Genomic DNA, 12,553 nt, shown 5'->3' with positions numbered 1-12,553 from the left:
CATGACCGAGCCCGGTGATCTCCTGCGGCGGCTATTTTCGGCCGCCGTGGCGGCGGCCGATCCAGCCGTCAGCCTCGCGCACCACCTGCCGAGCCCACCCCGTGGGCGCACGATCGTGGTCGGGGCCGGCAAGGCGGCCGCCGCGATGGCCCGGGCCGTCGAGGCGGCCTGGCCGGGCGATCTCACCGGGCTCGTGATCACCCGCTACGGGCATGGCGCCCCGACGACCCGGATCGAGGTGGTTGAGGCAGCCCACCCGGTGCCGGACGCGGCTGGTGAAGCCGGCGCCCGGCGCATCCTCGATTTGGTCGCCGGGCTCACGCCCGACGACCTCGTCCTCTGCCTGCTCTCCGGAGGGGGCTCGGCCCTGTTGTCCCTCGCTCCGCCGGGGCTGACGCTGGCCGACAAGCAGGCCGTGAACCGTGCCCTGCTCAGGTCTGGCGCCGCCATCGGCGAGACGAACTGCGTCCGCCGGCACCTCTCGGCAATCAAGGGCGGCCGGCTCGCGGTGGCCTGTCATCCCGCGCAGGTGGTGACGCTGCTGATCTCCGACACGCCGGGCGACAACCCGCTCGACATCGCCTCTGGACCGACCGTCCCGGATCCGACCACCTGTGCGGATGCGCTCGCGATCCTCGCCCGCTACGGCCTGGAGATTCCGCCCGCCGTCCGTGCTCACCTGGAGAGCGGCGAGGGCGAGTCGATCAAGCCGGACGATCCGCGCCTCGTCACCCCCGACGTGCGGATGGTGGCGACCCCCCTGATGGCACTCCAGGCGGCTGCGGCGCGTGCGGAGCACGAGGGCATTCGCGCCTGCATTCTTGGCGACGCGCTGGAGGGCGAGGCCCGCGAGGTCGGCCGCGTTATGGCCGGAATTGCCCTGAGCGCGGCCACCCACGGTCTGCCGGTCCCGGTCCCTTGTGTGCTGCTCTCCGGTGGGGAAACCACCGTCACGGTGCGGGGCTCCGGCCGGGGCGGGCGCAATGTCGAGTTCCTGTTGGCGCTCACGATCGGACTTGGCGGCCATCCGAGGATCCACGCCATCGCGGGCGATACTGATGGCGTCGATGGCCTTGAGGAGATCGCCGGGGCGGTGATCGCGCCCAACACCGCGGCCCGCGCTGCATCGCTCGGCCTCTCTCTGACGGAGAGCCTCGACCGCAATGATGGGCACGGCCTGTTCGAAGCCCTGGGCGACGCCGTCGTCACCGGCCCGACCCTGACCAACGTCAACGATTTCCGGGCCGTCCTCATCGTCTGACCTTCTCCAGCAGAGGCGACCTGCCAAGGCCGAAACACCATGCGCCGTCACCGCCATGCCAAGATCGTCGCCACCGTCGGCCCCGCGAGTGCGGCGCCCGGCAAGCTGCGCGCCCTATTCCTTGCGGCAGTCGATACCTTCCGCCTGAACTTCAGTCACGCTCTGCAGGACGACCACGCCAAGGTTCACGCGGCCCTCCGCGCCCTGGAGAAGGAGGTCGGCCGCCCGATTGGCGATGGTTATGCCGTCGTAGCCCTGCGTCGCCGTCATTTCGGCGGAGAACGCATTCGGAATCGAAAGCCAAACGTTGAGCGCGCATCGCCCCTAGACCCACTGAAGAACACGCCGCCCTCGCGGCAAGTAAGGGAAAAGCGTGCGTTCAGATATAGCGGTAAGCATCAATCTCTGCCAAAACCTGCCCGAGCATGAAGGAGTGACCCATGAACGACGACATCAAGGCGATCGAGGCTGCGACCCGGACCTATCTCGACGGGCTCTACGAGGGCGATATCGAGAAGCTCGCCTCGGTTTTCCATCCGACCAGCGCGCTGACGCAGTCACTCGACGGCGAGATCAAGGTGGTGGCGCGCGAGCAATGGTTTGAGGTGGTGCGGGGCCGCAAGTCGCCGAAGGAGACCGGGCTTGAGCGCGACGACCATGTGCTGGCGATCGACCTGGTCGGGCCATCCATGGCGCTGGTGAAGGTCAAGTGCCAGATGCCGCCGCGCTATTTCACCGACCTTTTGTCCTTCCTGAAGGTCGACGGCAGATGGGTCGTGGCGCAGAAGGTGTTCATGACCCAGATGGGCCAGTGACGATTTCGTCTGAGTGCTGACGTCCTTCTTCTCCCCCACCCGCTTGCGGCGGGTGGGGGAGTGCCAGTCGTCGTTCAGTTTGAGGGTTCGCATTACGGCTACGTCAACACGCCGAACTCATGCCAGAGCCCGTCCGCTCCAAAGCTCTCAACACGCCGCCAGCTTTCGCGCTATCCGACATCACCAGACTGTCCTCAGATGCTCAGGCAAAGATATTTGATCTCAATATAGTCCTCAATCCCGTACTTAGAGCCTTCCCGGCCGTGGCCGGACTGCTTGATGCCGCCGAAGGGCGCCACCTCGGTGGAGATCAGGCCGGTGTTGACGCCGACTATGCCGTATTCCAGTGCTTCGGCCACGCGGAAGATCTTCGAGACATCCTTCGAGAAGAAGTAGGAGGCCAGGCCGAACTCGGTGTTATTGGCCATCTCGACAACCTGTTCCTCGGTTTCGAACTTGAACAAAGGTGCGACAGGACCGAACGTTTCTTCGCGAGCGACCTTCATTTCGCTCGTGACACCCGTGAGAATGGTTGGCTGGAAGAACAGCCCACCCTTTTCGTGCGGCTTGCCGCCGACTGCCACTTTCGCGCCCTTTTCTAGAGCGTCGGCGATGTGCTCCTCGACCTTCTCCACGGCCTTTTGGGTGATGAGCGGGCCGGCATGGACGCCCGCCTCGAAGCCGTCGCCGACCTTCAACACACCGACCTTCTCCGCCAACCTTCTGGCGAAGGCGTCATAGACGCTCGCCTGGACATAAAGGCGGTTGGTGCAGACGCAGGTCTGTCCGTTGTTGCGGTACTTCGAGACCATAGCGCCTTCGACGGCCGCGTCGAGATCGGCATCGTCGAAGACGATGAAAGGAGCGTTGCCCCCAAGCTCGAGGCCGAGCTTCATGATCTGCTCTGCGCCCTGGCGCATCAGGATCTTGCCGACGCCGGTAGAGCCGGTAAAGGTCAACTTGCGAACCTTGTCGTTCTCCGTGAACTCTTTGCCGATCGAGGATGAATCCGTGGAGGTGACGACGTTGAAGATGCCGGCCGGCAGACCAGCACGCGTGGCCAGCAGAGCCAGAGACAGTGCCGAAAGCGGTGTTTCAGCAGCCGGCTTCGAAACCATGGCGCAGCCGGCGGCTACCGCCGGCGCAAACTTGCGCGCCAGCATGGCATTCGGGAAGTTCCAGGGAGTGATCGCAGCGACGACGCCGACCGGTTGCTTAATGACGATGATGCGCTTGTCCTGCTGGTGGCCTGGAATGGTGTCACCATAGACGCGCTTTGCCTCCTCGCCAAACCATTCGACATAGGACGCGCCGTAGAGGATCTCGCCTTTGGCCTCGGCCAGCGGCTTGCCCATTTCCATGGTCAGGATCGCGGCGAGGTCGTCGGCATTGGCGACCATCAGGTCGTAGAGCTTACGCAGCACCGTCGCGCGCTCCTTTCCCGTCTTCTTCGCCCATTCCTTCTGTGCCTTGTAGGCTGCGTCGATCGCGCGGGCCGCCTCGTCACGGTTCATGTCAGGCAGGATGGCGATGATGTCGCCATTGGCCGGATTGGTGACCTCGAAAGTCTTGCCGCTATCGCTTTTTGGGATCCATTCACCGGCGACCAGAGCCTTATCGGTGACAAGCGAGGGGTCCTTTAGCCTTGAGGTGAGTGCGTCCGAAATGGTCATTGCTTAACTCCTGCATTCGCGGATGGTCTACTCGATCATGTCGAGCGCCTCGTTGAAGATGTCGTCCTGAATGTCCTTGTCGAGACAATGACATGTTGTATGATGTCACGACCGTTATAAACCGAACAATTGGGCTAAAATGACTGTTTTCAAGAGCGAGACTATGGGGAAGATCGAATATAAGCCGCTTAATGAGCGGGCTTATGACTCGATCAAAAGAAGTCTGATCTCAGGAGAGTTCACGCCGCGACAAGTTCTGGTTATCCGAACGCTGGCAGAGGCCTACGGCATCTCCACGACTCCTGTTCGCGAAGCGCTACAACGGCTTGTGGGTGAAGGACAACTGGTCATGTTAGCCAACCGATCCATTGCCGTCCCCGACTGGGATGCAGATAAATTTGTTGAGCTCTTTAGAATTCGATGCGAACTCGAGGGTCTTGCTGCCGAGCTTGCAACCAAGATCATGCCGCCACGTGTGATTTCTGAGCTTGCGGCACTGGCGCAGCAACTTGGCGAAGCTGCCAAGCGTGAAGATCATGCCGACTATGTCTCTCTCAACCAACGCTTCCATTTTACAATTTACCAACATTCGGCATCGCCTCGTTTGCTTCGTATCATTGAGAACCTGTGGGGAGAGGTAGGTGTCTACATGAATGAACTGTTCTCTCACCCTGGCTACGGTTCAATTGCCAATGAGGAGCATGAACACATTGTTAGAGAGATCCGGAATGGCAACGCGTCCGAGGTGCGACGCCATATGGTGGCCGACATATCAAAAGCCGCTGACTTCCTTCTCCCACGAATCGAGCATTTAGCGAACGAAAGCAAGACTGTTACCGCCCAAGTGCGCTGATAGCTGGAAGATGTGTTCTCCACGGATAACACTCCTCAATTTGACCAACGAGCAGGAGAGCGTGCCCGGGGATTTATGGAGCTATTACCTTAGGGAAGCAATTCTATCAGGATAGAAGCTGCCTCGCTTATATCGCGACTGGTTGCCTCCGATGCTGCACTTGCATCCTTTCGTCGCAAAGCGTCAATCATCTTCTCGTGCTCGTCATTGGCTATTGAATGATATCGGCCCTCCTGGGCCAGCCCATTGAGCCAAGGCCCGGTTCTAAGCCAACATAGTCCGATCAGCTGTTGCAGATAGGGCAGGTCGGACGCTTCATAAATTGTAAAATGGAACGTTTGATTATCTGCGAGGTAATCCGGAAAAGAGCGATTGTTTATCGCCAACTGCATTCGTGCCGACAATGCATCAAGTCGGTCACAAAGTTCTTCGCCCGCACGAGCCGCCGCCGCCTCGACAGCTAGACGCTCCAATCGAAGACGAATGTCGGTAACTTCGACGAAGCGGGCGCGGGTCATCACCGGCACCTGGATGCTGCGATTGGCCGCTAGCTGCAGAGCGCCCTCTGCGATAAGCCGTTGCAGGGCCTCACGTACCGGCGTGGACGATATGCCGAGGCTGGTGCCAATTCCACGGATTGTTAATGACTGCCCAGGCACTAACCTGCCAGTTAGTAGTGCGTTGCGCAACGTAGCATACGCTTGTTCGTGCAAGGGTTCCGAGGTTAACTGAGTGAACTCCATGTGCTCTTCCAAGTTTTGGCTGCCAAAACGAAGCAGTCCGCGCACTGCGAACGTAGCCACTCCTTGGCAGCCAGGGTAGACAAGCAAATGGCGGGGATTTCCCAATCGCGCTCGTCAATCAATATGCAACGAAAGCCGCTTTGACCGCTTCTATGAGCCGCTCGGCGTCGCTGCGACCAAGAACCAGAGGTGGGCGAATTTTGAGGATATTTGCCCCCGGTCCGATGGCGCTTATGAGGACACCGTTTTGACGGAGGTGGTTTACTAGGTGACTTGCAAGTTGGCCGTTGGCCTTATCGCCGTCTATGCATTCGACTGCAAGAAATAGCCCCGCGCCGCGCACTTCAGCGACATCACTTCGCCCAGCGGTGACCTCGCTGAGGCCTTTGCGGAGGAAATCTCCGATAACACGCGAGTTTTCCTGCAAGCCTTCTTGCTCTATAACGTCGAGCACAGCCATTCCGGCAGCGCAAGCCACCGGGCTGCCACCGAATGTGTTGAAGTATCGCGCTTTTGTTCCAAACTCTTCGACGAGCTCGGGCCGTATTGCGAGTCCTGCTACTGGAAAGCCATTTCCCATCGGCTTACCCAGGCTAACCATATCAGGGATCAGGCCGTGGCGCTGGAACCCCCAAAAAGTCTCCCCTGTTCGCGCGAAACCCGGTTGTACTTCGTCCGCGATAAACAGTCCGCCCTCAGCGCGGATGAGCTCAACGGCCGGCTTGAGGAAACCCGGAGGATCAACGTAGAGTCCGTCGCTCGAGAAGATCGTATCAACGACGAAGGCAGCGGGCTCAATGCCGTCGCGGCGCATCGCGGCGATCGCCACAGCAAGATCACGAGCGAGTAGCGCACCCTGTTCATCTGGTGGAACTCGGTGTGTGTCTGGCGCGGGGATCAGTCGAACCCTTGGTCCACGTTGAACAAACTCACCCAACGCAGGAGAAATTTCCGATACGGCCTCGGTCACACCGTGATAGGCACGGTTCGTCACGATGACACCCTGTCGCCCAGTGAATGACCGCGCGATCCTCAGTGCGAGGTCGTTTGCCTCTGAACCGGTACAGGTGAACATCATGTGGCCGAGCGCATCAGGCATGGATCCGAGCAGCCTGTCCGCGTAGGCGACCACGCCTTCATGAAGATATCGGGTATGGGTATTGAGGATGCTGAGCTGGCGCGTAATCGCCTCAACGACCTTGGGATGGCTGTGCCCGACTGACGCCACATTATTGTAGGCATCAAGGTAAGCGTTCCCCTTGTTATCATAGAGCCACACCCCTTCGCCGCGGACAAGATGAAGGGGCTGCTCGTAAAATAGGCGATAGGCCGGCCCAAGCACTTGGGTTCGATGCTTGATCAAAGCAGCGTCCTCGGCGTCGAGAGCCGATAGCCTATTTGGATCAAACGCATTGACCATGGTCATTGTACATGCTCCTGTTTGGCGGAAAGGGCAGCTGCGCGTAACACTTGTGCGGTCGTGGCAGCGCCAATCTGGTCGATCACGTCGAGACCGCGCAGTGAGGCCGCGGCATTTCGCATGATATAGCTGGCATTTTCAGGGTAACGCCTTGCGCGCCACGAGGTGATGGCGAGCGTTGTGAGATGGCGCAGCCGGATCAAGTCCGGCAGGAGCGTTAGTTCCTCCTCATCCAGTGGAAGAACACTGAAATAGCCGCCAACGATATCAGCAGCACGACGCAAAGGTTCGGCGTCATCCGTAATGTGATAGGAGCAGGCGACAGCTAAGTCACAAATGATCGGTGTGTGTACCATATCGCCGAAATCGATGATTCCGGTCAAACGGGACGCATCCACCCTGTCAACCACGAGGTTGTGTGGGTTGAAGTCATTGTGGACGATCTGGGTGCGTAAACGCGGAAGCTGTGGGGCGATTTCGGCGTCGAAACGGTCGAGTAGCAGCGCTAACCGCTTACGGAGGTCGCTATTTTCGACGGCTTCCAGCATGGGACGCAGTCTTCCAGCATGCTTGATGTCCCATTGCAGCGCGTGGCCCGCTGCCGGATGAAAAAAGCCGCGCAACGCCTTAGTCAACTGCGCTAGCAGAACACCAATCCCCTGGTAGACCGTGGACCTCGGAGTTGCTGCATGCAACATCGTACCGTCGATAAAGGTCAGCAATCGCGCGACATGTTCCTGCCCCGATGGTCCCTCGATCATCTCCCAAGGTTCGCCAGACAGGGTTTGGCAAATACGCTGGACGGGCAGCGAAGGATTGACGGCGGCGATATGCGCAAGGGCCGCGGTCTGCATGGCGGTGACATCGCGATTTTCCGCTACGTTTGTGATCTTGAGCAACGCCTGCTCACCGCTTGTGAGGCGGATGTAGAAATTGGAGTCTCGCTCGGACGATAGTATCCTTATCTCGCCGGAAACGCCAAATACGCGCTTGGCAATATGGCTTGCGTCTTCCAGCGAGATCCCGGGTGGCGCAACCGATAGAAGCGAACTCTCAGCTACGTTTCCGGTTGGAAAGGAGGAGAAGCAATCGGTCGAAACAATAAATGGCGGCAGGTCAGAGGAGAGGCCAGCTCCGCCCGCTCGAGGATTAATGACCACGTTTGTATCCTTTGGTTATGTATCGGCCGCAAGTCAGACCGAAGAGTTGCTGCCGCCGGCGAGACACTCGCCGCCATCGACCACCAGCGCATGACCGGTGATGAAGGACGAGCGGTCCGAGCAGAGAAAGAGAACAGCTTCGGCGATCTCCTCCGGCCGTCCGAAGCGGCCCATTGGCACGAGATCGCGCACGACGTTTTCCAAGGCCGCGCGGCCGCCGAGCTGGGCCTCGTAGGGACCATTGAACGGCGTATCGACCCAGCCGGGGCAAAGTGCATTCACCCGGATGCCATCGCGGGCGTAGTCCAGCGCGATCTGCTTGGTCATGGTGATGACGGCCGACTTGGTGGTGATATAGGCAAGCATGCCCTTGTCGAGGAAGACGCCGGCATTCGAGGCGGTGTTGAGGATTACTCCGCCGCCCTGCGCCCGCATGTGCGGCAGCGCCGCCTTGCAGGCCGTAAATTGCGCGACGACATTGATCTCGTAGCTCTTGCGCATGTCGCCAGCATCGATCGCCTCGAGCGCCCCGCCGATCTGGATGCCGGCGTGATTGTGCAGGATGTTGAGCGCGCCGCGCTCACGCACCAGCCGGGCGAAGATCTCGGTGACGGCGGCCTCGTCTGCCACATCCATTGCCGACGATGCGGAAAGGCCACCGGCGGCGCGGATGGCCTGTGCTGTCTCTTCGGCTAGTCCCCCGTCGCGGTCGGTCACCATCACGAAGGCGCCGTTGGCCGCAAGAATATTTGCGGATTGCCGGCCGATGCCCGATCCGGCTGCGGTGACGAGCGCGGTCTTGCCGCTGAGAAGCGTATCGCTCATGGGGTGTCTCCTTCATGGCGCAGGCTGCGTTCGGTCTTGGCATCGAACAGATGCACGGCTCCGGCGTCGACATGGAAGCTGCGCGCTTCGCCGCGTTCCGGCGCGGTGCCCGGTTGCAGGCGCAACGTGACCTCCTGGCCGGCAAGATCGCCGATGACATAGACTTCGGCGCCGCACGGTTCGATCAGCGACGCGCTGATGGTGAAGGACGGCCAGTCGGACCGGCGCGCCTCGAGATGGAATGCCTCGGGTCGGACGCCGAGCAGCACCTCGCGGCCACGTTCCCCCTTCAGGTGGGCGAAGGCTGCGGGCAGCGGGAAGGAAGGGGTTCCAGCGACGGTGATGACGCCATCCTCGACCTTCGCGGGCAGCAGGTTCATGGCGGGCGAGCCGATGAATTTCGCGACGAAAGTAGTGGCAGGGCGGTTGTAGAGATCGTCCGGCGAGCCGATCTGCTCGATTCTGCCTGCGCGCATGGCGACAATCCGATCGGCAAGCGTCATCGCCTCGATCTGGTCGTGGGTGACGTAGATCACCGTCTGCTTCTCTTCCAGATGCATGCGCTTGATCTCGGCTCGCATCGAGGTTCGAAGCTGCGCGTCGAGGTTGGAGAGAGGCTCGTCGAAGAGGTAGACCGCCGGCTCGCGCACCATGGCGCGACCCATGGCGACACGCTGACGCTGGCCACCAGAAAGGTCCCGGGGCTTGCGCGCCAGCAGGTGTTCGATATGCAGCATTTTAGCCGCTCGGTTCACCTGGTCGTTGATTTCGGCCTGCGGGACCTTGGCGAGCTTCAGGCTGAAACCCATGTTCTCCGCAGCGGTCATGTGCGGGTAGAGCGCATATGACTGGAAGACCATCGCGATGTCGCGATTGCGCGGCGAAAGATGCGTGACGTCGCGATCGCCGATGCGGATCTCGCCGGCAGTGCTGGCTTCCAGCCCGGCGATCATGCGCAGCAAGGTGGTCTTGCCGCAACCGGAGGGGCCGACCAATACGACGAATTCCCCGTTGGCGATCCTCAGATCGAGATCGCGGATGATATCGACCGTGCCAAAGCTTTTGGCGAGCCGAACCACTTCTACCTGGGCCATTTGAATTTTCCTCTTCTAGAATCTCTTTGTGAAGAGGCCGCGTCGTTCACAGACATCGGCGGCCTCCTCGATCAGGGCGGCGATGCGGGTTGCGCCATAGTCGCGCCGCATCAGCGCGGCGCGCTCGCGCAACTCCGTGGCGGATTTCGCGCGGCCAGGGCGCAGCAGTTCATAGGTATCGAGCAGCATGTCCTGCGGGACGGCGACCAGTTCGGCGGCGCGTTCGAAATTCTCGGCCAGGCGGTCGCGGTTCGTGGCGCGCGCGATATCGGCCTGCAATCGCAGCGCCTCGGGCGTGATCGCCAAATCCTGCGCGCTTATCCGGCCTTCCAGTACGGCATCCACGGTGAAATCCTCAAGCCCCAGCCCGGTCTTGCTGCGCACCAGATGCGGCGCCTTCTCGGAGAGTGGATAGAGATTGCGGGCATCGGTGCTCATGCGTTACGCTCCGCGCTGGCGAAGAACATCTCTTCCGGCTCGGCGCCGGGTTCGGTCATTTCCGTTTCAATGGCGTAAAGCAGCGCGACGCGTGGGTGGAAGCGCGCGCCGAGCGCCTGCCCGTCATTGGTCACGATGATTGGCTCGGGCGTTTCGCCCCAAGTCATGCGCCCTGCATTGCGGCCCATGGCGCGATATTGCTCAAGCGACACCAGGGGTGCGTTGGAGAACAGTTCCAGGTTCATGTGCGGCAATCGGTCTCTGTGGTGGATGACCGCGGTGCCCTTGGCCTGTATGCCGATGCCGTATCCAGAGCCTGCTAGGTGCGCGGCGCTCAGGCCGAGGAATGAAGTGTCTGCTGTATGGCGGATCCGCACCACGCGCGGCATACCGCCACCCTCCAAAACGCCCTGCGTAAGTGCGTCCAGCACATCACTAACGGCATGGCCCGCCGTTGTGCGGTGAAGACGCTCTCCAAAGGCCGGAGAGATCGCGATAACGACCTCGTGCGGGTCTAAGCCCTTCTCCGCCTTGCCGACCGCATAGAACTGCGCTGACCCAGTTGGAGGCTCATGGCTGCCCTCGGCGTCGATGACATGGCCGCGATTGATCGTCCCCCGAACCGCCTTCACGCGATTCCAGCGCGCCTCGTCCATACGGTAGCCGGTGCCGGGTCCAGAATATTGGTTCGGATCGTTTACTGCGCTGACGACTTTGCCGTCGCGCAAAATAGCCGAGGTCTGCAGGTAATCACCACTGATGCGCTGGCGCAGCATGCTCATCAAGTTTTCTGCCATTTCACGATGGCCGCGTAGCGCAAGCGCCCGCACCACGTCGAGCGCGGTCAGCCCGCGCGTGGCGATGTCGCGGCTGATCTCCAAGGTGCGGACAGGGGGAAATGTGTCCGTATCGTTGGAGCCGGAGGCGTGGATGACGCTGTCCTTCATGGAGGCCTCTGCTCTCGCGAGGCCGAGTTCGTCCAGCACATCGTCAAGCGCGTCAACCGCCTGACGCCGCACATTCAGCGCGTCCTCCTCAGCCAGCGGAGCAAGCCCGCCGTCCACCTCGAAATCACGCTGAAGGACTAGGTAGTCTTCCATCTCCTCGGCATTGAAAAGCGAAGGATTGAAAGAATTGTCATAGGCGTGGATCGAGCCAAAGCCCGAGGTGATGAGGTCCGATCCGGCGAGCAGGTAGGGCGTGATCTTCGCCCCTATGCGGATCTCGGATTCCGACGTCTTCGTGTCATTGCCCGAGGCACATTCCAGCCCTAACCACACCGCCAGCAGGTTCTCTGCCATCAATTCGCGAACGCCTCCCGGCATCGAAGCCGTCAGCGGCGCGCCGTCGACCCCGCCGTTCTGCGTGCCCTGCACGCCCATGGCGCGCTGGAGGCACAGGCACCGTGCTTCGAGATAGAGCACCGAGCATTTTTCATGAAAGCCCATTAGTAGTTCGGCCCCAGCACCCGAGGTGCAGCGGGCCTTGATGCCGCGTGAGGCGTAAGCGGCCGTCAGAAAGGTTTTTGACCAAGGCGTATCATCGCCGTCAACGAACGAGCGCTCGCTGCCATACACCGATACGGTCTCGGCATAAGTGGCAAGGCCAGCGAGGCCGATCTTGAGTTCCTCGGCCTCCTCGATCGAGCACTGGAACAGCGTGCTGCCGCGTCCCGTGGCGGCGCCCACCGTGCAGGCGAGCGCATTGGCCCAGGCATTGCCCGCCACGCGCATTGTGGTTTCAATCTCGTCGAAACCCAGCGCCACCGCGATGGCCGAGTCCGCCGCTAGTTGAAGCGGATCATCCTTGGCATTGGTGACGTGCGCCTGGTTGCCCGGGCTGTGCCGCTGACGCATCTTGGAATAGGCGAAGGTAGCCTCCAGCGCGGATAGCCTACCCACCACTTGAGCCAGCTTGGCGGGGGTCATACCGCGCGCAAGCCGCTCCAGCTCCTCGCGGGGTACGTTCACGTCGACAAGCATCCGTGCTACAGCGTTGCTGTCGAGCGCCATGGCCTCAGCAGCGACAGTTCGGTCGATGTGATGGGCTGCAATGAACGCGTCGAGAATATCGAAGTCGGCGGCTTTGCGGCCGTCCATCTCAAGGATCTCGCCATTTGGCCCGAGCAATAACCCGGGGCTGGGGTCCCAAGGCGAATGAAACACGGCAAAGCCGTTCTCTGGGCTTTCCTCGGAAAAGCTGTCGAGCCGCAGGGGGCGCTGGTCCCATTCATGGATGCGCTTCCAGTGCCGTGGATGATCGTGCGTCACG

Annotated in this window: 11 protein-coding genes and 2 pseudogenes; 5 read left to right on the top strand and 8 right to left on the bottom strand. The window is 61.0% G+C overall.

Going from position 1 to position 12,553, the window contains the following annotated elements; translation table 11 throughout:
* Nucleotide 1 precedes the first annotated feature (1 nt).
* The 4 genes and pseudogenes from ACQ5BM_RS29570 to ACQ5BM_RS29555 all read left to right on the top strand — a co-directional run.
* Nucleotides 2–1,261, top strand: a complete 1,260-nt coding sequence (locus tag ACQ5BM_RS29570; protein WP_429818975.1) for a glycerate kinase type-2 family protein — start codon at nt 2–4, stop codon at nt 1,259–1,261.
* A gap of 39 nt (nt 1,262–1,300) precedes the next feature.
* A pseudogene (locus ACQ5BM_RS29565) lies at nt 1,301–1,495 on the top strand (pyruvate kinase); the annotation flags it as partial.
* A 206-nt stretch (nt 1,496–1,701) separates the two neighbouring features.
* Nucleotides 1,702–2,076, top strand: coding sequence for a nuclear transport factor 2 family protein (locus ACQ5BM_RS29560; RefSeq protein WP_429818972.1), 375 nt, complete (start codon nt 1,702–1,704; stop codon nt 2,074–2,076).
* A gap of 66 nt (nt 2,077–2,142) precedes the next feature.
* A pseudogene (locus tag ACQ5BM_RS29555) lies at nt 2,143–2,246 on the top strand (AAA family ATPase); the annotation flags it as partial.
* Nucleotides 2,247–2,270: 24 nt separating this feature from the next.
* Here ACQ5BM_RS29555 and ACQ5BM_RS29550 read toward each other — a convergent pair.
* Nucleotides 2,271–3,749, bottom strand: coding sequence for an NAD-dependent succinate-semialdehyde dehydrogenase (locus ACQ5BM_RS29550; protein WP_429818970.1), 1,479 nt, complete (start codon nt 3,747–3,749; stop codon nt 2,271–2,273).
* A gap of 163 nt (nt 3,750–3,912) precedes the next feature.
* Here ACQ5BM_RS29550 and ACQ5BM_RS29545 point away from each other — a divergent pair, with 163 nt between their 5' ends.
* Nucleotides 3,913–4,602 (top strand): GntR family transcriptional regulator, encoded by a 690-nt coding sequence (locus ACQ5BM_RS29545; RefSeq protein ID WP_429818968.1) that lies wholly within the window; start codon nt 3,913–3,915, stop codon nt 4,600–4,602.
* An 89-nt stretch (nt 4,603–4,691) separates the two neighbouring features.
* Here ACQ5BM_RS29545 and ACQ5BM_RS29540 read toward each other — a convergent pair whose 3' ends face one another.
* From ACQ5BM_RS29540 to ACQ5BM_RS29510, 7 genes are all read right to left on the bottom strand, one after another.
* Nucleotides 4,692–5,345 (bottom strand): GntR family transcriptional regulator, encoded by a 654-nt coding sequence (locus tag ACQ5BM_RS29540; protein ID WP_429818966.1) that lies wholly within the window; start codon nt 5,343–5,345, stop codon nt 4,692–4,694.
* A 118-nt stretch (nt 5,346–5,463) separates the two neighbouring features.
* Nucleotides 5,464–6,771, bottom strand: coding sequence for an aspartate aminotransferase family protein (locus ACQ5BM_RS29535; protein WP_429818964.1), 1,308 nt, complete (start codon nt 6,769–6,771; stop codon nt 5,464–5,466).
* Nucleotides 6,768–7,925 (bottom strand): phosphotransferase, encoded by a 1,158-nt coding sequence (locus ACQ5BM_RS29530; RefSeq protein ID WP_429818962.1) that lies wholly within the window; start codon nt 7,923–7,925, stop codon nt 6,768–6,770. The genes ACQ5BM_RS29535 and ACQ5BM_RS29530 overlap by 4 nt, the downstream gene beginning before the upstream one ends.
* 33 nt (nt 7,926–7,958) lie before the next feature.
* Complete coding sequence (locus tag ACQ5BM_RS29525; protein ID WP_429818960.1) at nt 7,959–8,750, bottom strand: SDR family NAD(P)-dependent oxidoreductase; 792 nt, start codon at nt 8,748–8,750, stop codon at nt 7,959–7,961.
* Complete coding sequence (locus ACQ5BM_RS29520; RefSeq protein ID WP_429818958.1) at nt 8,747–9,844, bottom strand: ABC transporter ATP-binding protein; 1,098 nt, start codon at nt 9,842–9,844, stop codon at nt 8,747–8,749. The genes ACQ5BM_RS29525 and ACQ5BM_RS29520 overlap by 4 nt, the downstream gene beginning before the upstream one ends.
* Before the next feature lie 15 nt (nt 9,845–9,859).
* Nucleotides 9,860–10,282, bottom strand: a complete 423-nt coding sequence (locus tag ACQ5BM_RS29515; RefSeq protein ID WP_429818956.1) for a diol dehydratase small subunit — start codon at nt 10,280–10,282, stop codon at nt 9,860–9,862.
* Nucleotides 10,279–12,552, bottom strand: a complete 2,274-nt coding sequence (locus ACQ5BM_RS29510) for a propanediol/glycerol family dehydratase large subunit (RefSeq protein ID WP_429818954.1) — start codon at nt 12,550–12,552, stop codon at nt 10,279–10,281. The genes ACQ5BM_RS29515 and ACQ5BM_RS29510 overlap by 4 nt, the downstream gene beginning before the upstream one ends.
* Nucleotide 12,553 lies beyond the last annotated feature (1 nt).

The sequence above is a fragment of the Ensifer sp. B1-9 genome, from assembly GCF_050474445.1.
Taxonomy (GTDB): Bacteria; Pseudomonadota; Alphaproteobacteria; order Rhizobiales; family Rhizobiaceae; genus Ensifer.
This window is presented reverse-complemented; position numbering and strand designations above follow the sequence as displayed.

Excerpts from the sequence above, each read along its gene's own strand:
- ACQ5BM_RS29570 (WP_429818975.1), top strand. The coding sequence starts at position 2 with ATGACCGAGCCCGGTGATCTCCTGCGGCGGCTATTTTCGGCCGCCGTG.
- ACQ5BM_RS29560 (WP_429818972.1), top strand. The coding sequence starts at position 1,702 with ATGAACGACGACATCAAGGCGATCGAGGCTGCGACCCGGACCTATCTC.
- ACQ5BM_RS29550 (WP_429818970.1), bottom strand. The coding sequence starts at position 3,749 with ATGACCATTTCGGACGCACTCACCTCAAGGCTAAAGGACCCCTCGCTT.
- ACQ5BM_RS29545 (WP_429818968.1), top strand. The coding sequence starts at position 3,913 with ATGGGGAAGATCGAATATAAGCCGCTTAATGAGCGGGCTTATGACTCG.
- ACQ5BM_RS29540 (WP_429818966.1), bottom strand. The coding sequence starts at position 5,345 with ATGGAGTTCACTCAGTTAACCTCGGAACCCTTGCACGAACAAGCGTAT.
- ACQ5BM_RS29535 (WP_429818964.1), bottom strand. The coding sequence starts at position 6,771 with ATGACCATGGTCAATGCGTTTGATCCAAATAGGCTATCGGCTCTCGAC.
- ACQ5BM_RS29525 (WP_429818960.1), bottom strand. The coding sequence starts at position 8,750 with ATGAGCGATACGCTTCTCAGCGGCAAGACCGCGCTCGTCACCGCAGCC.
- ACQ5BM_RS29520 (WP_429818958.1), bottom strand. The coding sequence starts at position 9,844 with ATGGCCCAGGTAGAAGTGGTTCGGCTCGCCAAAAGCTTTGGCACGGTC.
- ACQ5BM_RS29515 (WP_429818956.1), bottom strand. The coding sequence starts at position 10,282 with ATGAGCACCGATGCCCGCAATCTCTATCCACTCTCCGAGAAGGCGCCG.